The organism is Foliimonas ilicis (genome assembly GCF_039939195.1).
GTDB classification, from domain to species: Bacteria; Pseudomonadota; Alphaproteobacteria; order Rhizobiales; family Rhizobiaceae; genus Foliimonas; species Foliimonas ilicis.
Genome location: NZ_JBDUUH010000005.1, coordinates 263,832 through 282,462 on the forward strand (window position 1 = coordinate 263,832; position 18,631 = coordinate 282,462).

Sequence of the window (18,631 nt, forward strand, 5' to 3'; positions counted from 1 at the left end):
TCCGGGGAGGCAGGCAATGGCAGCGCGCAGTGAAAGTTTGCAGTCGTTTCTGGATGCGGCATCTGCGGCCTATGGTCAGTTCGCGAGCACGTCATCGTCACGAGCATCGGTCAGCCAAGTCTTTGCCGCTCTTGAACATCCGGGCGAGCAACGCACCGGACCGGGCGTCCGTCTGGCGGTTTGCGAAGAGCTGGATACGGCCCTTGCTGTAAATACACATCATGCTTCCCTGCAGAGGCTTATAGACAGCTTCAAGGGGATCGAGCCAAAGCTCGAATGGCGCGTTCGTACGAAGAATGACGGCACTGCGAGCGCGAATTTCGCAAAGGGTCATGCCAATGCAATGATCATCGGTCCGGGAGGTCTGGAGCAAAGCGACGACGTTTGGCTTGGCGTTAGCCTACTGGCCCCAAATGTTCGTTATCCCGATCATGATCACGCGCCTGAAGAAGTGTATCTCGTGCTGTCGGAGGGTGAGTTCCGGCAAGGCGACGGGGATTGGTTTTCTCCCGGTATCGGCGGATCGTTTTATAATTTACCCGGCATAAAGCACGCGATGCGATCTCTTGATACGCCGCTTTTTGCTTTCTGGCTTTTGCGCGCACAAGTCGATTGAGAGTTGAACAATAACCCGCGCTTAACGATCGATCACGAGATCGCTCATAGGCTTGGAGCAGCAGGGCAGGAACAATCCCGCATCGATTTCTCGCTGGCGGATTCCTCCATTGTGCTTCATATCGACTGCGCCGGACACAAGCCGCGACTTGCAGGTGCCGCAGACGCCGTTTGCGCAGGATGAGAGAATCCTGACGCCCGCCTTCTTGGCGCATGACAGCACCGTCTGCTCGCTCGACACCTCGATCCTGCGCGCCTGTTTTGAGAATTCGACCGCGAAAAGTGTCGTTGTTTCCATCTCTGCGGCGATGTTTGGGGCAATGTCGATTACCGCGGCGTCGAAGCTCTCCTCGATGTAATTCGAAGCTGCAACTCCCGCATCGGTGGCAATCTTGCGGGCCGCCAACATGAAAGGCGCTGGCCCGCAGCACATGACGATGCGCTCGCTGAGATCCGGCACTGCGAGCTTCAAGAACTCCGGCGAAATTCGACCGGCCAATCCGGGCCATGATGGCTCATTTTCCACTTGCTCCGGCAAAAAATGGAGACGCAGGTTTTTGAGCTTGCCAGCCAAACAGGAGAGTTCTTCCCGAAAGATCAGATCCTTTGGCGTACGCGCCGCATGCACGAAAATCACGTCGGCCTGCTCGCAGGTATCCGCCAGTTCTCGAACCATGGACATAACTGGAGTAATCCCTGAACCGCCCGAAAGAAGCAGGAACTTCCTGTTCCCCGCCGACGGCCGGACAAAGCTGCCCAATGGGCCATTAGCCTTGACCGTAAAGCCCGGAGAAAAATTGTCGTGCATCCAGTTGGAAATCCGCCCTCCGGCTACGCGCTTTACAGTTATCGAGAAAGTGCTGCTGCGCTTCGGCGATGACGAGATGCTGTAGCACCGGCTCTCATCTTCGAACCCGATCTTGAAGTCGAAAAGAAAATACTGGCCCGCTTTGAAATTGAAGTGCTTGCCATCAGGCGATGCAAACGTGAACGTCTTTACGTCGTGTGTCTCTTGATGGACATCCAGGCACAGCAATGTGTCGTCCGTTTCCGGGTCCCAAAAACCCATCGAACGGACATCTTCCAGCGTGGGTGACAGCGTTTTAGTATCCATGCGCCCGCATCCGGTCGATGTACCACGTCGCGAATTTATCGAGGCTAGTTTCTGAAAAGGGAGAATAAGGGCCGGGTGTATAAGCAGGATCCATAATACCTGCCTGTGAGCGGGAAACGAGCTCTGAATCCTGATCGGTTGTCGCGAGCCAGACACTCGTCAACTTGTCCAGATCGTAGTCGACGCCCTCCACGGCGTCCTTGTGAACGAGCCATTTTGTCCGCACCAGTGTCTTTCCGGCAGAGAGCGGAATGACGATCGACACGACCGCATGGTCGCCCATGAAATGCTTCCAGCTATTGTGTCCCCACAAATGGGTATCGCCGAGATCCTTGCGCGTCATGGTTCCAAGCAGCTTGGACGACGCTGCGGTGGCATCTGGCGTCTGGGATTCGCCGGCGCCTGCAATGATCAGGCGTTGTGTGCGGAAATTGGTGGCGCAATCCAACAGTTGTTCTACAGCTGCCGATGGATGACCCTCCATCTCCCATCTGCTGGTTCGTTCGGCGTAAAGAGCCAGATGCTCCTCTGCCTGCGCCCTGTCCTCAGGGCTCAAACTATCCGGGTCAAAACCGAAATCGAGATCAACGAAAGATACGCAAAGTTCGGGATGGTTTGCCGAGCAATGGTAGCATTCACGGTTGTTCTCCAGCGTGAGCTTCCAATTGCCATGTTCGATCACGTCGCACTGGTGAGCGACTTTTGCGTTGCCAATATCGTATGGCGCGAGACGCTCCGCCATAACTTCTTCAAGCCGATCGATATCCGCTGGCGGATCGTCTGAAAGACAGACGTAAATGAGCCCGCCAATCGATCTGAATGCGATCTGCTTGAGCGAGCGGCATTCCTTGTCGAAGTCGCGGCCCATATGCGGTGCGTAGACGAGTTGGCCCGAAAGCTCGTAGGTCCACTGATGATAGGGGCAAACGAGCTTCGATATGATCGTCGTGCCCTCGTCGAGCAATCGTGAGCCACGATGACGGCAGACATTGTGCAGGACGCGGATTGCTCCGTCATCATCACGAAGCAAGATCAGGCTGCTCTTGCCAATATCTATGACGGTTGCATCTCCGGGTTCCGGAACGTCACATTCAAGGCCGACACAGATCCAATGTTTGCGAAAGAACACGTCGAGGTCCGCCTCGAAAACGTCCTCGCTTGTGTACAGTCCGGCCGGCAAAGAGTGCCCTTGCACACGAGCGTTCAGAAGCGAGCTGATGGTGGGTACTACTCTGTCCAGCATGACATTCCCTAAAGTCAGGTCAGCCTCATGGTGACACCAAGAACCACCGGTCTCAACGGCACAAATGTGCTTGCCTCACATAAGGAAAAGTGATGCAAATGAGGTGGCACGTGCGGCAGTGTAAGTGACGCAAACGGTGCGAGTTTCGATTAAGATCGATCGGTTGGAGCTCTCGTAATGACCGGACTGAGAAGACGGCTTCCTCCACTGACCGGGCTGACCGTTTTCGAAGCGGCGGCGCGCCTTGGGAGTTTCACGAGGGCAGCGGCGGATCTGGGCGTCACTCAGGCGGCCGTCAGCCGGCAGATTCATCTGCTCGAAGTAGCCTTGGGCTTTCCTCTGTTTCGCAGGCTTCATCGAAGAATCGAGCTGACTGAAAAAGGCTTGGCGCTGTCTTCTTCCACAACGAGCGCCCTCAATTCGATTGCCGAAACCATTTCGAGCATCACCAGAGACGCTTCAGAGGAAGAACTCGCCATATCGGCCACGGTGTCGTTCTCGCAATTCTGGCTTTTGCCGAAGGTGTCCGGCTTTTCACGGCAATATCCCGACATAAAAATCAGGATCATATCTCAGGACAAGTCACCCAGCGTAGGCGATGGCGACGTCGACCTTGCCATTCGTTACGGCAATGGCATGTGGCCGGACGGCAAAGCCGATTTCCTGTTCGACGATGAAATATTTCCCGTATGCAGCCCGGAATATGCAGAGCGGTTGGGAGACATTTCGGATTTGGCAGAACTGGTCCGCTGCCCGCTCATCTCTCACGACACGGACGATCCCGCCTGGACCGGATGGAACGAGTGGCTGGCAGCATTCTCCGTTCAAGCTCCGAAACGCTCATCCGGTATGCGCTGCAGCTTCTATACCGAGACCATACATGCCGCATTGAACGGGCAGGGGATCGCGCTCGGTTGGCGGCGGCTCGTTGATGATTTGTTGAACCAGAATAGGCTCGTTCGGATAACGCCTCATTCGATGGTCACCCGCAACGGGTATTTTATCGTCGTTCCCGGACGCCGTGCGAAAACCAGCCCAGTCGAAAAATTCGCCGAATGGCTGAAACGTGAGGCTGGAGTATCTTTCGAGGCCAGCCCTCTATGAGATAGGCCTCGGCCCTTTCAGACACTGCTGAGCAAGAGACTTGTCTCGCTGTTTGCGACCCCATCGATCATCCTGACCTCACGCAATACGCGATCGAATTCGGCAAGACTCGATGCTCTGATATTTGCGACGAGATCCCAATTGCCATTGGTCGTGTGAAGCATGTGCATTTCGGGTATGCCGCGAAGCTTGCGGATCACCTGCGTCGTCGACTTTCCGACTACTTCGATCATCATCACCGCGTGGACGGCTTTATCGTCATAGTCCTGCCGGACCCGCACGGTAAAACCCAGCAGCGTTCCAGACGACAGCAGGCGATCGAGTCTGTTCTGAATTGTTCCGCGTGCAACTCCGATTGCTTCCGCGAGCTTTGCAAGCGATGCCCGGCCATCGACGCGCAGATGTGCGATGATCATCTGGTCAAGCTGATCGGGAGCGTATTTGGCGATGTCGTCGATCATCGATTTTCCTGATGTGAATTTTGATATTCCGAGTGTCAAAAATTACAATCTACTGGCCGAAATAGCACAGAATTGAGATTTCGGCGAGCATGATGAGGTTGTAGCTTTTGCTCACAGAAGTCCTGTTTCCAGGAGAGCAAAGTGACAATGTCCATACCATCCGACAAGGCAACGGTGCCTTTTGTCAGCGTCGACAACATGATGCGTCTTATCCACCATATTGGTGTTGAGACGCTTTTGCGTGACCTGACGGATGTTATCGAAGAAGATTTTCGACGATGGGAAAGTTTCGACAAGACGCCGCGCGTTGCGAGCCATTCGCATGATGGGGTGATCGAATTGATGCCGACCTCGGACGGCAAGATTTACAGCTTCAAATACGTCAATGGTCACCCTAAAAATACAGCCGAAGGGCTTCAGACCGTCACCGCTTTCGGTATGCTTGCCGACGTATCTTCAGGATATCCGATACTTCTCACCGAAATGACGATGCTGACTGCGCTGCGGACTGCGGCGACGTCGGCAATGGCTGCAAGACATTTGGCGCCATCAGGCGCGCGCACTCTGGCAATGATCGGCAACGGCGCACAAGCCGAATTTCAGGCCCTTGCCATGAAAGCGGTCTGCGGTGTCGAGACGGTAAAGCTTTACGATATTGACCGTAGCGCCACCGAGAAGACGCTTCGCAATCTCGCGGGATTCGGACTTGAGATTATTGCATGTGCCTCTGCAGAGGCGGCAATTGAAGGCGCCGATATCATCACAACCTGCACGGCCGACAAGCAACTTGCTACGATCCTTACCGACAATATGATTGGATCCGGTGTGCATATCAATGCGATCGGCGGCGACTGTCCGGGCAAGACTGAGCTCCACAAAGACATTCTGCTGCGGTCGGATATTTTCGTCGAATATCCACCCCAGACGCGCATCGAAGGAGAAATTCAGCAGATGCCGGCGGATTTCCCGGTGACTGAGCTCTGGCGGGTTGTCTCAGGCGAATTGCCAGGCCGCAAGGATCAGCGTCAGATCACACTATTCGATAGTGTTGGTTTCGCGACTGAGGATTTCTCCGCGTTGCGTTACGTTCGCGACCGTCTGGCTGGCACCGACTTTTTTCAGAACCTCGACATCATAGCCGATCCGGACGATCCGCGCGATCTGTTCGGCATGCTGCAGCGCGCGCGCTGATTTTTCAGGAGCAAGAGCTATGTCCAAACGTCCGACATATTCCATTCAGGCGCCCTCCGCCGTCGTCATGGTGCGGCCGCACCATTTTACCGTCAACACCGAAACGGCGGCCGACAATTTGTTTCAAGCCAGGGACGACGGCAGCATCGACGTCGCGCCGCTTGCCTATGCAGAAGTAACGCGAGCTGCGGAAATCCTGCAAAACCACGGTGTCACCGTGCATGTTTTCGAGGATACGGGGACGCAGACGCCGGACTCGGTCTTCCCAAACAACTGGTTTTCCACCCACGCTGGCGGCCATGTCGCCATATATCCGATGAAAGCGGTCAACCGGCGTCTGGAGCGGCGCAACGATGTGATCGAACTGCTGAAACAGCGCTACCGCGTTCAGGAGGTCATCGATTATTCCGGCCTTGAACCTGACGGCCTGTTTCTCGAGGGCACGGGTGCGATGGTTCTCGATCATATCGACCGTGTTGCTTATGCGGTGCGTTCCGATCGGACAGATCCGATCGCTCTTGAACGCTTTTGCACCCAGTTCAACTTCGAGCCGATGGCATTCGACGCCGCTGACGGCAATGGCGTCGCGGTCTACCATACCAACGTACTGATGTGCGTAGCGACGGACTTCGCGATGATCGGACTCGACATGATCACCGCCGAGGCGCGGCGGCGGGAAATCGTTGCGCGTTTCGAACGCTCTGGCCGTCAGGTAATCGCGCTCAGCAATGCACAGATCGTTCAGTTCGCAGGCAATGCGATTGAACTTCAGGGGAAAGAGGGACGAATTCTGGCGCTATCGACAACAGCGCTTGCGGCTTTGGATGTCGATCAAATCGCTGCAATCGAAGAAAGCGCGAAGCTTGTTGCGCTGGATATCCCGACCATCGAGCGCGCTGGCGGATCGGTACGCTGTACGCTTGCCGGCATCCACCTGATGCCGCGTGGCTAATCAGATTGATAAAAGCCGCCAGTCAAATCCCGGCGGCTTTTATCTTGCACTGTAATCAGATGCTCAGGCGACCTGGCGGGCAATGATGCCGAGCGCCGAGGTAATCACGCGCGAGAAGGTGAAGGCGCCGAGACCGTCGACATCACGCTCAGGCATGAACTCCACGAAGTCCATGGCTGCGATCTTGCCACGTCCTGCCGCACCCCGGATGAGATCGACCACCTGATAATAGCTTAGCCCGCCGGGAGCACGGCCAATGACGCCCGGAACGAGCGCAGGGTCGAGCGCATCGGCGTCGATGCAGATAATCACGTTGCTGCCTTCCGGGATCAGTTCCAGCGCTGCTTCTACGCCGCGCTTGTGCAACTCGTAGGCTGTGATGAAATCGACACCCCAGGCAACCGCGTCTTCGTAGTCTTGTGTAGCGGCAGAACCAATACCGCGCGCGCCGACCTGGATGATGCGTTCGATATGCGGCATCTCCGACGAGCGGCGCATTGTCGAAGACAAGCCCATGCGCTCATCCATGTGGATTTCACGCCAATCGATATGCGCATCGATCTGGAGAATGGTGTATTTTTTCCCGTCGGCCAGAGTGCCGATGGCTTCGATCATCGGGATCGGAATGGAGTCGTCACCGCCAAGCAGAATAGGAACGGCACCACGCTTCAGCACCTTCGACACCGCCTCGCAGATGATCGTGCGGTTTCCGGCGCCATCCGCCTCGTCGTAAGGCAGATTGCCGCAATCGACTGCACGCAGACGTGGTTCCGGGAAGACCTTGCCGCCATTGTCGAAATCATGACGATCGACATTGGCCGTCAGCGAACCGGTTGCCTGCCGAAGAGCATCAGGACCGTTGCGGCAATAAGCTCCGACCGACCGGTACGGTGTCCCGCAAGGCACGCCGATTATCGCGATCGGTGCGCTGAGCGTGTCGAGGTCGGTGCAGGCATCAAGGCCGAGAAAAGTCGTGGTTTCGGATGCTGCACCAAAGAGTGCACCAAGGTCAGCTTTTTGGTTCATGGAGAGTTCCTCTTTTATCGGTCGTTGCTTGTGGGTGTGGGCTGCTTGTTAGCCGCGTCTTTGGTCCAGGTAGCCGACCCATCTACGCTCGATAAGCTGAAACGCCGAGACGAGCACAAATGTCAGAACCAGATAGATGGCTGCTGCCGTCGCATAGGGCTCGAACTGAATGTAGTAGGTCAGCGTGATGTTGCGGGCGACGCCCGTCGTCTCCAGCAGGGTCACTGTGCTTGCAAGGGATGTCGCCTGCAGCATCATGATCGTTTCATTGCCGTAGAGCGGCAGCGAGCGCGTCAGCATCGAGGGAATGAAGATGCGGCGCGCGCGCGTTAGCGGGGACATGCCGTAGGCCCGTGCGGCCTCGACTTCGCCGATCGGAATATGGCGCAGTCCGCCTGCGAAAATCTCGGTGGTATAGGCAGTGGTGTTCAGAACGAAGGCGATCAACACGCAAATCAGCGGGCTTGAAAGCCACGGCCAAAGGATGCTCTCGCGGACCAGCTCGAACTGGGCAAGGCCGAAATAGATGAGAAATAGCTGTACCAGTAACGGTGTGCCGCGAAAGATCAGCGTGTAAACGAAGACCGGATACTGGATCAGGCGCGACGGGCTGTTGCGAGCAAAGGCGAGGGGCACGGCAATAAGGAACGAGATGCCGAGGGATGCCACGGTCAGCAGCAACGTCAATTTTGCACCTTCGGCATAAAGGCCAAGGTTTTCGACGATGATATCCCAGTTCATAGCGAAAGCTGCCTTATGCCACGGTTGAAGCGGTGAGCGACCGCGATGAGCACGAGCATTGAAAGGACGGTGATGGCCAGATAAAAACCTGCAGCAACCAGATAGAAGGTAAAGGGTTGTCCGGTTGCCTCTGCAGCGCCCTTGGCCCGGAACATCACATCCTGAAGACCGATCAACGAAACGAGCGCTGTTGCCTTGACGAGCACCAGCCAGTTGTTGGTAAAGCCCGGCAACGCCAGACGGATCATCTGCGGCAGCACGATATGCGTGAAGATGCGTGTGGGGCGAAGCCCATAGGCGACGGCCGCTTCCACTTGCCCTTTGGGAATATTCATCAGGGCAGCCTTGAAGGTTTCGGTCATGTAGGCACCGAAGATCATGCCGAGCGTCGCGATGCCGGCGAACAATGGTGAGAATTCGATGCGGATGTCAAAACCGGCATTATCCGTCAGTTGATTGAGCAAAGAAGGCAGGCTGTAGTAGACCAGTAGCATCACCACCAGGTCCGGTATGCCGCGGACGATGAATGTGTAGGTTCCTGCGCCGGCGCGAAGCAGCCTGCTCCGCGACAGCTTGCAATAAGCTGCAACGAGCCCGAGGATCACTGCAACGACAAGCGATGCGAAGGCAAGCAGCAGGGTTGTTGCCCCTGCTGCAAGGATCGTTCTCGTAAAATCAGCGATCATGATCGCTTTATTCGCCGAAATATTTTGTATTCAGCGCTTCCAGCGTGCCGTTTTCCCGCACAATAGAGAGGCCCTTATTGATTTCGCCGAGAAGTTTGTCGTTCTTCTTGTTGATGGCGATCGCAACGCCTTCACCGAACTCCTTGGCGTCCTTTCCGGTCAGTTGAGGCCCGGTCAGCTCGAAGTTCTTGCCGTTATCCGTGGCCAGGAACCCGTGGGTGATCTGCGCCTGGTAGCTGATGTGAAGATCGGCGCGGCCAGCGGTCAGTTCCAGATAGGGCGCGCTGCCGGTATCATAGCGCTTGATGGTGGCTGTCGGATAATGAGCGGTGACATAGGCGTCCATAGGCGTTCCTGTCTGAACCGCAATCGTCTTTCCGGCGAGCCCGTCCGGTGTGAATTCAAAAGACGCGCCCTTCTTGGCGACGAAGCGGAAGATCGGGTGATCGTAGATATCGCTGAAGGCGATGATCTGGCGGCGTTTGTCGGTGACTGTCAGCTGCGAGATCAGCGCATCGTATTTGCCGTCCATCAGGCCGGGGATCATGCCATCCCAAGCGGCGTTGAAAATATCGCAGTTCAGTTCGGCAGCATCGCAGACCGCCTGCATCAATTCCACATCATAGCCAACGAGCTGGCCTTTCGAATCGATCGATTCAAAGGGCGGGAAAGTTGCGTCAGTTGCGATTTTGACCTGGTCGGCGGCGTGGGATGCGGTGGAGGCGAGTGCGATCATCGCAGCAGCGAGAATCGATTTGACGGCAATTTTCATAATTTTGTCCTCTGGATGGTGGGTGATAGTTTTCTTTTTGAAGCTTGATCCGGCAGTCATCATGGACTTGGGGGCTAGTGTTTGAGGCGCCCTGCCATGAATTGCTGAAGTCGTTCGCTGCGGGCTTGTGCGAATAGTTCGCCAGGCGTGCCCTCTTCCTCGATTGCACCATTGTGCAGGAAGATCACCTTGCTCGAAGCCTGTCGTGCAAATCCCATCTCGTGCGTGACGACGATCATCGTTCGGCCCTCGTCGGCGAGGGTCTGCATGACTTTCAGCACTTCGCTGACAAGCTCAGGATCGAGGGCCGATGTCGGCTCGTCGAAAAGCATGACGTCGGGGTTCATGCTGAGCGCGCGTGCGATCGCCACGCGTTGCTGTTGCCCGCCGGACAGGTGAGAGGGATATTTGTTCAGGACATCATATCCGAGTCCGACCTTGGAAAGATTGGCTTTCGCTCGCTCGGTCGCATCTGCCCGCGAAAGGCCGAGCACGCTCATTGGAGCTTCGCTCACATTCGAAATGACCGACATGTGCGACCAAAGGCAGAAATTCTGGAAGACCATTGCAAGTTTGCTGCGGATCCGCTGCAATTGCTTCTTGTCTTTCGCCTTTAGAAGACCGTCGCTGTCCTGAGCGGTTTTCAGCAATTCACCGTCGATGACGATGCTGCCGGCATTCGGACGTTCCAGGAAATTGATGCATCGCAGGAAAGTGCTCTTGCCGGAGCCACTGGCTCCGATGATGCTGATGACATCGCCTGCATTCGCGTCGAGAGACACGCCTTTCAGCACTTCAGTCGTACCGTAGGATTTTCGAATTCCGGTAACCGAAAGCTTTTCCATTATTCGCCTTCCAGCGTAGTTCAAGCAAGTTGTTGGACATCTGCAAGCGATGCACCAAATGACTCTGCCTCATTGTTGCGCGAGTTAAAGACATGATCGAAAATTCGGCAATTGATGAATCTTCAGCCGATACATGATTTTAAATCATCTATGGACCTGCCGCTTCGATCGATCCAATTGTGCCGTGGTGCGCGTCTTAGATGATAACCTATCAGGGTTGTGCGTCAGCGGGACGTGTTAAAGCTGCATCGAGAGCGGCGTCACGACCGAAACGACCGAGCAGCCAGCGCAGGAAAATCCGCGCACTGGATCGCTGCAGACTTGCTGGACTGCACACCACGTGCCAACCGCCGAATGCATCGATCGAAAAAGGAAACGGCGTGAGCAACGTTCCTGCCGCAAGATCGGCAGCGGACAGGGTGTCGCTGACAAGCGCCATGCCTGTGCCATTGATAGCAAGGTCGATGGCCATTCCGAGATCGCTGCAATAAAGCCCGCGAGAATAACTCAAAGGGTCCGCCGCGCCCGTTTCCGTTAGCCATCTTCGCCACTCCGAACCGTCGTCCCAATGCAGCAGGATAACGTCGTGAAGGTCCGACACGTTTGTGATGGTCTTGCCGATTCTGTTGAACAGCATGGGGCTGCAGACAGGGGTGATGTTGACTGGCGCGAGCAGCGTTGACCATTTGTCCTGCCACCCGCCGCTTCCGAAAAGGATGCCGATGTCCACATCGGGAATCTCATGAATGCGCTGGTTTTCCGACAGTCGGATATGGCACTCGACATTCGGGTGCGCCTGGCAAAAGTCTTTCAGATGTTTTGCGAGCCAGCCGCCCGCAAACATCGGCGGACAAGCGATATCCAGCTTGCCGCCTTCCTGCCCGGCCTCCGAAAGCAAAAGCGCCGTGGCAAAGATATCCTGAAGTGCGGTGGCGATGGTTTTGGCAAATATCTGTCCCGCATCGGTCAGCACAACACCTCTGCCAGCCTTGCTGAACAGTTCGTAGCCAAGCGCATTTTCCAAACGGCGCAGCTGATGGCTGACAGCGCTGTCCGTCAAGTGCAGCTCAGCCGCAGCCTTTGACAAGCTTTGATGCCGGGCGGCAGCTTCGAAGGTTCGCAATGTCGGCAGCGGGAGATTTCGTAAATCACTCAATGAAACTATACTTCTATGGGAACAGCTCCTTCAGACCCAACTCCGAAATTTCGTCCTTTGCAAGTCCAACCAGGTTGCGTGACCATGTCCTACCGGTTGACGAGCAGATCCTCGAGCCGGATCGGGAAACGCCGGACGCGCACTCCGGTCGCATGCCAGACCGCATTGGCGATTGCACCCACGGTGCCAGTGATGCCAATCTCGCCTACGCCCTTCACCCCGAGCGGATTGACGTAAGGATCGTCCTCCGGAATCAGTATCGCATCGAGTGAAGGCACATCCGCGTTGACCGGAACATGATACTCGGCAAGGTCGGCATTCATGATCCTGCCGGTCCTGTGATCGGTGATCGCCTCTTCCTGCAGAGCGAAGGAGACACCCCAGATCATGCCGCCGAAATACTGGCTACGCACAAGCCGGGGGTTAATGATGCGTCCTGCCGCAAAGGCGCCGACCAGGCGCGTCACGCGTATCTGACCAAGGTCGGGATCGACTTTCACTTCGGCGAAGACGGCTCCATGCGAATACATCGCATGGGCCTCGGCAACTGCCGGATCGCGGGCGGCTTTTGCCGTGCCAACCACCTCGGTATGGCCTGCGCGCCCGAGAATTTCAGAATAGCTTTCGCTCCGTCCTTCGTCATCGCGGCGATGAAGCCGCCCGTTGTGCGCCACAACGCCGATGTTACCGGCGCCGAACAGTGGGGACGCGGGATCGGCGGTGGCGAGTTCTGCAAGCCTGGCGATCGCGTCCTCGCCGGCATTGTGGAGCGCCAACCCGGCACTCGCCGTGTGGCCGGAGCCTCCGGCAATACCGCCATCGGGCAGGCTTGAGATGCCCGAATGAAGCTCGACCTGATCGGGATCGAGGCCGAGCGCCTCCGCCGCGATCTGGGCCAGAGCCGTCCATGCGCCCTGTCCCATGTCGGCGCCTGCCGTTTCCACCAGTGCTGTGCCATCGGCGCGCAAGGTAGCACGCGCCTCAGCGGGGAAATGCGGGCAATGGAAGACCGCAGTGCCCATGCCCCAGCCAACTAGGAAACCATTCTCGTCGCGCATCTGGCGCGGCTCAATTGGCCGGCCCGACCAGCCGAAACGTTTGGCGCCTTCGGCATAGCACTCGCGCAGGGCTTTGGATGAAAAGGGCTTGCCGGTGCCTGGCTCGGTTTCAGCGTAATTAGTCAACCTGAATTCCAGCGGATCCATGCCGCAGGCAATTGCGGCCTCGTCCATAGCCACTTCGAGGGCGGCCGATCCGGATGCCTCGCCTGGCGCGCGCATCGGTCCGGGCGTGCCCGTGTCGAGACGTAAGCCATCGTGCTCGGCAAGGATGGCGGGGCTGGCATATAATGGCAGTGAGGCGTTGGCCGCCGGTTCGATGAATTCGTCGAAACTCGAGGTCGCAGCCAGTGTATGATGGTGAAGAGCGGTGAGGCGTCCTTCAGCGTCGGTGCCAATGCGCAGCTTCTGCCATGTCTGACCGCGGTGCCCGACCGGGCCGTACATCTGTGCCCGCGTCAGCGCCAGCTTGACCGGCCTGTCGAGCATACGCGCAGCAAGGATCGCGAGTATCTGCGGGCCGTTTATGATCGCCTTCGAGCCGAAACCTCCGCCGAGGAAGGGCGAACGGATGAGTACATTCTCGGCGGGGATTCCGAAGTAAGCCGCATAAGCTGCGCAACTGAGCGCCAGCGCCTGATTGGGCATGTCGAGGGTCACTCGGTCGCCATCCCACTGGGCAACGACGGCGTGGGGTTCCATCGCGTTGTGGTACTGCGGCGGCGTGACATAGTTTGCCTCCGTCACCCGGACAGCCGCTGCAAGGCCCGCATCGATATCGCCGTAGGCGGTGCGCGACGGCGCGCCGACGCCGACTGTGGCGGTATCGAACCGGTCGCCGCTTTCCAATCCCGTGCGGGGGCTTTCGATTTCGTATCGCGGATTGAGCAGTGCGGCCCCTTCCGTTGCCGCTTCCAGCGTTTCTGCGATAACCATGGCGATCGGCTGGTTGACGTAGCGCACCGTGTCGTCCTGCAGCACTTCAACGCGAAATCCGAAAGGCGGAATTTTCTCGTTGGGGTCATGTGCGAGAGGGGGCCGGTTGGCTGGCGTGAGGACTTCGACGACACCCGGATGTGCCTTGGCCGCTTTGACGTCGAGCGCGATTACGCGACCTCGTGCGATTCTGCTGACGGCTGTCACGGCGTAGAGCATGTCGTCGGGGTGATTGTCTGCGGCATAGGTGGCGCGGCCGGTGACCTTGAGCACGCCGTCGCGGCGTGTCAGCGGTTGGCCCGCACTGGATCCATGCCGGCGGTGTTGCGGGGAGGGGAATGCGATCTCAGACGACATGGTTCGCTCCGGATATTGTGGAGAAGGGCGAAGCCGGAAGCGCGGGTATGGCTTTCGGCGTTCCTTCCAAGGCAAGGCTCAAGGCGCGCGTGACGATGCGGCGCGCCAGTTCGATCTTGAAGGCGTTGTCCCCGGAGGGCCTGGCCTCTGCCAGCGCCAGATCTGCAGCCTTGGCAAAAGTCTGGGCGGTGGCCTGTTTGCCCTCCAGGAGTGCCTCTGCCTCGCGTGCTCGCCAAGGCTTCGCGGCAACGCCGCCGAGCGCTATGCGCGCCTTGCGGATCGTGCCGTCCTCGATCTCCAGCGCGGCTGCCGCCGACACGACGGCAAAGGCGTAGGAGGTGCGTTCACGTAGTTTGATGTAGCGGGCATTGCGCGAGAAGCTGGTGGCCTCGGCAGGGATCCTGAGCGCGACAATTAGCTCGCCGGGCGTTAGTGTCGTTTCTCGTTCCGGCGTGGCGCCGGGCAGGGGGTGTAGCGCATCTACCGAAATCTCCCGTACGCCATGCGGACCCTCCACCTCGACCACAGCATCCAGCGCCACCAGTGGCACACAGAAGTCGGAAGGGTGGGTGGCGATGCACTGCTCGCTCCAGCCGAGCACGGCGTGCAGACGGTTTTCGCCTTCGCGCGCGTCGCAGCCCGACTCAGGTGCGCGCCGGTTGCAGGCGCTCGCCATATCGTGAAAATAGGCGCAGCGCGTACGCTGCATCAGATTGCCGCCCACGGTCGCTGCGTTGCGAAGCTGTGCCGACGCGCCCGAAAGAAGTGCTTCGGCGATGGCCGGGAAGGTTTTGGTGAAACGCTCGTCATAAGCAAGGTCTGAATTGCGGACAAGCGAGCCGATGCGAACGCCGCCATCAGGTTGCCATTCTATGCGGTCGAGGCTCGGTAGTCGCGTAATGTCGACGATTCGCTCGGGCCGTACGACACCGACTTTCATCAGGTCGAGCAGATTGGTGCCGGCGGCAAGATAGGCCGATCCGGGAACGGCCGCCGCCGCCACTGCTTCCGGAACGCTGGCTGGGCGGATATAATCGAAACGGTTCATGCCGCGTCCCTCCGGTTGCGCTCTGCGAGAATCTTCTGCGCTTCCAGCACCGCTTCGGTGATGCCCTGATAAGCGCCGCAGCGGCAGATATTGCCGCTCATCAGCTCACGGATACGCTCGGGGTCGCTTCCGGCGTGACCTTCGGTGATAAGGCCGATGGCGCTCATGATCTGACCGGGTGTGCAGTAGCCGCATTGAAAACCGTCATGCTCGATGAAGGCGGCCTGGACCGGATGCAGCGTGTCGCCCTCGGCAAGCCCCTCGATGGTGGTGACAGCGGCCCCGTCGAGACTGGCAGCCAGTGTCAGGCATGAATTGATGCGCCGGCCATCGATGAGCACGGTGCAGGCGCCGCACTGACCACGGTCACACCCCTTTTTGGTGCCGGTCAGATCGAGCCGCTCGCGCAACAGGTCAAGCAGCGTCACGCGGGGGTCGTCGAGTGCAACCGTGCGGGGCTGACCATTGATGGTAAGGCCGATGGAGAGTGACATGTGGTACTCCATTCAGGATTTGTGATGTATGGATCGGTGCCGCCGAATGGCAGCCATTGATGCTGGCGGGAAATATCTGGCGCGGGCCATTTGTCGGCCTGGACTGGGAATGCGTGCCTTTGTGCGTTTTCCCGATGTGCAACCTATTTATACGGAGGATGCCTCCGTTTATCAAGAGGCATGGAGCCTTATTGGAAGAAAATGGGACCTGAGACCACAAAAACAAGTCGCAAGCCGCGCGCAGACTCGATCCGCAACCGAGAACTCCTGCTCGAAGCGGCAATGCAAATATTCAGTGCCGGTGGCCCACAGGCGAGCCTGGAAGCGGTTGCACGGCAGGCAGGTGTGGGGATTGGCACGCTCTATCGCCATTTCCCGACGCGTGAAGCATTGTTCGAGGCTGTCTATCGTCATGAGGTCGATCATCTAGGCGAACTCGCGGAGTTGTTTTCCCGCGACAGTGATCCGGTCGAGGCGCTACGAAAATGGCTTCACGCCAATGTCCGGCTCGTGGCCACCAAGAAAGGCATGATCGAGGGGCTTCAACTCGTCGCGCACGGCTCCACCGAGCTGAAAGCCTATTCCTTCGAGCGACTGACCAGTGCAATCGGGCTGCTGCTGGATCGCGCGGTTGCGGCAGGCGAAATCCGCGCCGACATTTCTCCGGAAGATTTGCTGCGAACCCTTGTCGGCATCTTCTATTCGCAAGGCATGGTCGATTGGCAGCCGGCAGCATTGCGCCTCGTCGATGTTTTCGTCGATGGACTGCGCAAGCGCTGAAGGTCGAAAATGATCGGATAATGCGCCGATTTCAGCGAAGCCAGGTTTGGGATAAGAGAGATCGGCCAGGACGATCTTGCAAAAGCGCTGAAGGCTTGCGAATTACCGGCTGCGCGTCGCACCGTTTTGTCGGGACTCTTTTGAGAGAATAGCTTGGACATCATCTTTTCCAGTTGCACCGTCCAGTTGGGCGGGCGTGTGGTCCTGCAGCCGCTGACACTACGCCTGCAAGGGCAGAGGATCGGCGTGATCGGCCTCAATGGGTCGGGCAAGACCACCTTCGCGCGGCTGATCAATGGCCTTACCTTGCCGACTGAGGGCAGCGTGACCGTGAACGGCATCAACACGCGCGCGCAACCGGAAGCGGCGAAGATGGAGGCGGGGTTCGTGTTCCAGAACCCGCAGAACCAGCTAATCATGCCGGTCGTAGCGGAAGATATCGTGTTCGGGCTGAAAGCACGCGGAGCCAAGGCTGCTGAAGCGGATGCGCACGCTGCGGCCACATTGAAACGTTTCGGTGTCGAGGGCCTTGCCAAGCGACGCGTGCACGAGCTGTCTGGCGGCGAACTGCAGCTTGCCGCGATGGCGAGCGTTTCCGCGCTCGGCCCACATATTCTTATTCTGGACGAGCCTACCAGCCAGCTCGATCTTAGGAATCGCCGTCTCGTGATCGATGCGATAGAGTCGATGGAGGAGGATACGGTCGTCGTTACGCACGATCTCGATTTCGCCGCACGGCTGCCAAGGCTGCTGCTCCTTCACGAAGGACAGCTTCTGGCCGACGGTGCGCCTGAGGAGACGATTGCGCTGTATAGAAAGATCGTCGGATGCTGAACAGCCTTTATGTGGAAGGACGCGGACCGCTCCACCGGCTCAGTGCCGGTGCAAAACTCGCCTTTCTTGCCTTGGCGGGGCTGGGATTGTTTTTCATCCATTCGCCATTGGTGCTTGCCGCAGCTTTTGCGCTCGCCGCGGCCGTCTATTTCACGGTCGGACTTGCGGCGGGCGCGATGTTGCGGCGCATTCGACCGACGCTGTATTCGCTGCTTTTCCTGATGTTGCTCAACCTGTTCTTCCTGCCTTGGGAGGAGGTGGTAGTGCTCGCCTTGCGGATACTCACGCTTGTTTTTGCCGCGGCAGCCATTACAGCCACGACACCACTTGGCGATATGATGAATGTCGTGAACCGGCTTTTGAGTCCGCTCGAAAGGCTGGGGCTGGTGCGCCCTGGCGATGCGGGCCTTATGGTGGGCCTATGCCTGCGTTTTGTCCCCGAAATCCTTTCCCGCTACCACGCGCTGGTGGAAGCGCATAAGGCGCGGGGTATGAAAGTCCGGCCGTTGAAGTTGCTCGGTCCATTGGTCATCCTGACCTTGAAACAAGCCGACGACGTGGCCGCCGCAATCGACGCGCGGGGCCTGCGCGCCGCTCGAACCGATCCTGTTTTATCGCTGTCCAAAGAGAGTATTACTCGGCCATGACCACTCGTGATCTCGCGCTTTCTGCGCTCTTTGCCGCCATTATCATAGTTCTGGGGCTGGTGCCGCCCATTCCGCTTGGTATCATTCCTGTACCGATCACGCTGCAGTCCATGGGCGTTATGCTTGCCGGCTGTATCATCGGGGCAAAGCGCGGGGCGCTTGCCTATGCCATATTCGTGCTTCTGGTCGCCACCGGTCTTCCGGTTCTGTCGGGTGGTCGTGGCGGTCTTGCCATTATCATGGGGCCGACCGGCGGCTACATTCTCGGCTGGATCGTCGCTGCTTTCGCCACGGGCTATGTTGCGGAACGGTTGGTGCGCGAGAATCAGAGCGAGTGGCGCCAGCTCGGAGGCTTCGTCGTGGCATCGATCGTTGGAGGCATCATAGTGCTCTACGCCATCGGCACGCCTTGGGTGACGGCCACCGCCGGTACACCTCTGTCGGCGGTGGCCTATGGGTCGTTGGCCTTCATTCCGGGCGATCTGCTCAAGGCCGCAATTACGGCACTCGCGGCCCGCGCCGTTCTTGCCGGCTATCCGCTGTTGCATCGCGCCTGAGACCGTAAGTGGCG

The 18,631-nt window shown here is 58.0% G+C and carries 20 protein-coding genes; 8 read left to right on the forward strand and 12 right to left on the reverse strand.

Annotation, left to right across the window (positions count from 1 at the left end):
• Positions 1 to 16 precede the first annotated feature (16 nt).
• Positions 17 to 616, forward strand: a complete 600-nt coding sequence (locus ABFT80_RS13545) for a dimethylsulfoniopropionate lyase (RefSeq protein ID WP_347972451.1) — start codon at positions 17 to 19, stop codon at positions 614 to 616.
• 21 nt (positions 617 to 637) lie between these two features.
• Here the strand turns inward: ABFT80_RS13545 and ABFT80_RS13550 are convergent, their stop codons facing one another.
• Positions 638 to 1,729 (reverse strand): hybrid-cluster NAD(P)-dependent oxidoreductase, encoded by a 1,092-nt coding sequence (locus ABFT80_RS13550; protein ID WP_347972452.1) that lies wholly within the window; start codon positions 1,727 to 1,729, stop codon positions 638 to 640.
• On the reverse strand, positions 1,719 to 2,972 hold the full coding sequence (locus tag ABFT80_RS13555) for an aromatic ring-hydroxylating oxygenase subunit alpha (protein WP_347972453.1): 1,254 nt from the start codon (positions 2,970 to 2,972) through the stop codon (positions 1,719 to 1,721). Before ABFT80_RS13555 ends, ABFT80_RS13550 begins: the two co-directional genes overlap by 11 nt.
• Positions 2,973 to 3,149: 177 nt before the next feature.
• Between ABFT80_RS13555 and ABFT80_RS13560 the strand changes: the two genes are divergently transcribed.
• On the forward strand, positions 3,150 to 4,076 hold the full coding sequence (locus ABFT80_RS13560; RefSeq protein ID WP_347972454.1) for a LysR substrate-binding domain-containing protein: 927 nt from the start codon (positions 3,150 to 3,152) through the stop codon (positions 4,074 to 4,076).
• Positions 4,077 to 4,093: 17 nt separating this feature from the next.
• Here the strand turns inward: ABFT80_RS13560 and ABFT80_RS13565 are convergent, their stop codons facing one another.
• Complete coding sequence (locus ABFT80_RS13565) at positions 4,094 to 4,537, reverse strand: Lrp/AsnC family transcriptional regulator (protein ID WP_347972455.1); 444 nt, start codon at positions 4,535 to 4,537, stop codon at positions 4,094 to 4,096.
• Between the two features lie 147 nt (positions 4,538 to 4,684).
• Here ABFT80_RS13565 and ABFT80_RS13570 point away from each other — a divergent pair, with 147 nt between their 5' ends.
• Both ABFT80_RS13570 and ctlX read left to right on the forward strand, forming a co-directional pair.
• Entirely contained in the window at positions 4,685 to 5,728 is a 1,044-nt protein-coding gene (locus tag ABFT80_RS13570; protein WP_455189937.1) for an ornithine cyclodeaminase, read from the forward strand.
• A 19-nt stretch (positions 5,729 to 5,747) separates the two neighbouring features.
• Positions 5,748 to 6,680, forward strand: coding sequence for a citrulline utilization hydrolase CtlX (gene ctlX, locus ABFT80_RS13575; RefSeq protein ID WP_347972457.1), 933 nt, complete (start codon positions 5,748 to 5,750; stop codon positions 6,678 to 6,680).
• Positions 6,681 to 6,743: 63 nt separating this feature from the next.
• Here the strand turns inward: ctlX and ABFT80_RS13580 are convergent, their stop codons facing one another.
• The 9 genes from ABFT80_RS13580 to ABFT80_RS13620 all read right to left on the reverse strand — a co-directional run bounded on the left by ABFT80_RS13580 (position 6,744) and on the right by ABFT80_RS13620 (position 15,799).
• Positions 6,744 to 7,706, reverse strand: a complete 963-nt coding sequence (locus ABFT80_RS13580; protein ID WP_347972458.1) for an arginase family protein — start codon at positions 7,704 to 7,706, stop codon at positions 6,744 to 6,746.
• 48 nt (positions 7,707 to 7,754) lie between these two features.
• On the reverse strand, positions 7,755 to 8,447 hold the full coding sequence (locus tag ABFT80_RS13585; protein ID WP_347972459.1) for an ABC transporter permease: 693 nt from the start codon (positions 8,445 to 8,447) through the stop codon (positions 7,755 to 7,757).
• Complete coding sequence (locus ABFT80_RS13590) at positions 8,444 to 9,133, reverse strand: ABC transporter permease (protein ID WP_347972460.1); 690 nt, start codon at positions 9,131 to 9,133, stop codon at positions 8,444 to 8,446. The genes ABFT80_RS13585 and ABFT80_RS13590 overlap by 4 nt, the downstream gene beginning before the upstream one ends.
• 7 nt (positions 9,134 to 9,140) lie before the next feature.
• Positions 9,141 to 9,905 (reverse strand): transporter substrate-binding domain-containing protein, encoded by a 765-nt coding sequence (locus tag ABFT80_RS13595; RefSeq protein ID WP_347972461.1) that lies wholly within the window; start codon positions 9,903 to 9,905, stop codon positions 9,141 to 9,143.
• 74 nt (positions 9,906 to 9,979) lie between these two features.
• Positions 9,980 to 10,750 (reverse strand): ABC transporter ATP-binding protein, encoded by a 771-nt coding sequence (locus tag ABFT80_RS13600; protein ID WP_347972462.1) that lies wholly within the window; start codon positions 10,748 to 10,750, stop codon positions 9,980 to 9,982.
• Positions 10,751 to 10,961: 211 nt separating this feature from the next.
• On the reverse strand, positions 10,962 to 11,906 hold the full coding sequence (locus tag ABFT80_RS13605; protein WP_347972463.1) for a LysR substrate-binding domain-containing protein: 945 nt from the start codon (positions 11,904 to 11,906) through the stop codon (positions 10,962 to 10,964).
• Positions 11,907 to 11,995: 89 nt separating this feature from the next.
• Complete coding sequence (locus tag ABFT80_RS13610; RefSeq protein ID WP_347972464.1) at positions 11,996 to 14,257, reverse strand: xanthine dehydrogenase family protein molybdopterin-binding subunit; 2,262 nt, start codon at positions 14,255 to 14,257, stop codon at positions 11,996 to 11,998.
• A complete protein-coding gene (locus ABFT80_RS13615) occupies positions 14,247 to 15,305 on the reverse strand; it encodes an FAD binding domain-containing protein (protein ID WP_347972465.1) in 1,059 nt (352 codons plus the stop codon). The genes ABFT80_RS13610 and ABFT80_RS13615 overlap by 11 nt, the downstream gene beginning before the upstream one ends.
• Positions 15,302 to 15,799 (reverse strand): (2Fe-2S)-binding protein, encoded by a 498-nt coding sequence (locus ABFT80_RS13620; RefSeq protein ID WP_347972466.1) that lies wholly within the window; start codon positions 15,797 to 15,799, stop codon positions 15,302 to 15,304. The genes ABFT80_RS13615 and ABFT80_RS13620 overlap by 4 nt, the downstream gene beginning before the upstream one ends.
• A gap of 201 nt (positions 15,800 to 16,000) precedes the next feature.
• Between ABFT80_RS13620 and ABFT80_RS13625 the strand changes: the two genes are divergently transcribed.
• The 4 genes from ABFT80_RS13625 (at position 16,001) to ABFT80_RS13640 (ending at position 18,617) form a co-directional block, all read left to right on the forward strand.
• Positions 16,001 to 16,579, forward strand: a complete 579-nt coding sequence (locus ABFT80_RS13625; protein WP_347972467.1) for a TetR/AcrR family transcriptional regulator — start codon at positions 16,001 to 16,003, stop codon at positions 16,577 to 16,579.
• 153 nt (positions 16,580 to 16,732) lie between these two features.
• Positions 16,733 to 17,413, forward strand: coding sequence for an energy-coupling factor ABC transporter ATP-binding protein (locus ABFT80_RS13630; protein WP_347972468.1), 681 nt, complete (start codon positions 16,733 to 16,735; stop codon positions 17,411 to 17,413).
• Positions 17,407 to 18,060, forward strand: coding sequence for an energy-coupling factor transporter transmembrane protein EcfT (locus tag ABFT80_RS13635; RefSeq protein WP_347972469.1), 654 nt, complete (start codon positions 17,407 to 17,409; stop codon positions 18,058 to 18,060). Before ABFT80_RS13630 ends, ABFT80_RS13635 begins: the two co-directional genes overlap by 7 nt.
• Positions 18,057 to 18,617, forward strand: a complete 561-nt coding sequence (locus tag ABFT80_RS13640; RefSeq protein ID WP_347972470.1) for a biotin transporter BioY — start codon at positions 18,057 to 18,059, stop codon at positions 18,615 to 18,617. The genes ABFT80_RS13635 and ABFT80_RS13640 overlap by 4 nt, the downstream gene beginning before the upstream one ends.
• Positions 18,618 to 18,631: the final 14 nt, after the last annotated feature.

Coding starts and splice junctions, on each gene's coding strand:
- ABFT80_RS13545 (WP_347972451.1), top strand. CDS start 17: ATGGCAGCGCGCAGTGAAAGTTTGCAGTCGTTTCTGGATGCGGCATCT.
- ABFT80_RS13550 (WP_347972452.1), bottom strand. CDS start 1,729: ATGGATACTAAAACGCTGTCACCCACGCTGGAAGATGTCCGTTCGATG.
- ABFT80_RS13555 (WP_347972453.1), bottom strand. CDS start 2,972: ATGCTGGACAGAGTAGTACCCACCATCAGCTCGCTTCTGAACGCTCGT.
- ABFT80_RS13560 (WP_347972454.1), top strand. CDS start 3,150: ATGACCGGACTGAGAAGACGGCTTCCTCCACTGACCGGGCTGACCGTT.
- ABFT80_RS13565 (WP_347972455.1), bottom strand. CDS start 4,537: ATGATCGACGACATCGCCAAATACGCTCCCGATCAGCTTGACCAGATG.
- ABFT80_RS13570 (WP_455189937.1), top strand. CDS start 4,685: ATGTCCATACCATCCGACAAGGCAACGGTGCCTTTTGTCAGCGTCGAC.
- ctlX (WP_347972457.1), top strand. CDS start 5,748: ATGTCCAAACGTCCGACATATTCCATTCAGGCGCCCTCCGCCGTCGTC.
- ABFT80_RS13580 (WP_347972458.1), bottom strand. CDS start 7,706: ATGAACCAAAAAGCTGACCTTGGTGCACTCTTTGGTGCAGCATCCGAA.
- ABFT80_RS13585 (WP_347972459.1), bottom strand. CDS start 8,447: ATGAACTGGGATATCATCGTCGAAAACCTTGGCCTTTATGCCGAAGGT.
- ABFT80_RS13590 (WP_347972460.1), bottom strand. CDS start 9,133: ATGATCGCTGATTTTACGAGAACGATCCTTGCAGCAGGGGCAACAACC.
- ABFT80_RS13595 (WP_347972461.1), bottom strand. CDS start 9,905: ATGAAAATTGCCGTCAAATCGATTCTCGCTGCTGCGATGATCGCACTC.
- ABFT80_RS13600 (WP_347972462.1), bottom strand. CDS start 10,750: ATGGAAAAGCTTTCGGTTACCGGAATTCGAAAATCCTACGGTACGACT.
- ABFT80_RS13610 (WP_347972464.1), bottom strand. CDS start 14,257: ATGTCGTCTGAGATCGCATTCCCCTCCCCGCAACACCGCCGGCATGGA.
- ABFT80_RS13615 (WP_347972465.1), bottom strand. CDS start 15,305: ATGAACCGTTTCGATTATATCCGCCCAGCCAGCGTTCCGGAAGCAGTG.
- ABFT80_RS13620 (WP_347972466.1), bottom strand. CDS start 15,799: ATGTCACTCTCCATCGGCCTTACCATCAATGGTCAGCCCCGCACGGTT.
- ABFT80_RS13625 (WP_347972467.1), top strand. CDS start 16,001: ATGGGACCTGAGACCACAAAAACAAGTCGCAAGCCGCGCGCAGACTCG.
- ABFT80_RS13635 (WP_347972469.1), top strand. CDS start 17,407: ATGCTGAACAGCCTTTATGTGGAAGGACGCGGACCGCTCCACCGGCTC.
- ABFT80_RS13640 (WP_347972470.1), top strand. CDS start 18,057: ATGACCACTCGTGATCTCGCGCTTTCTGCGCTCTTTGCCGCCATTATC.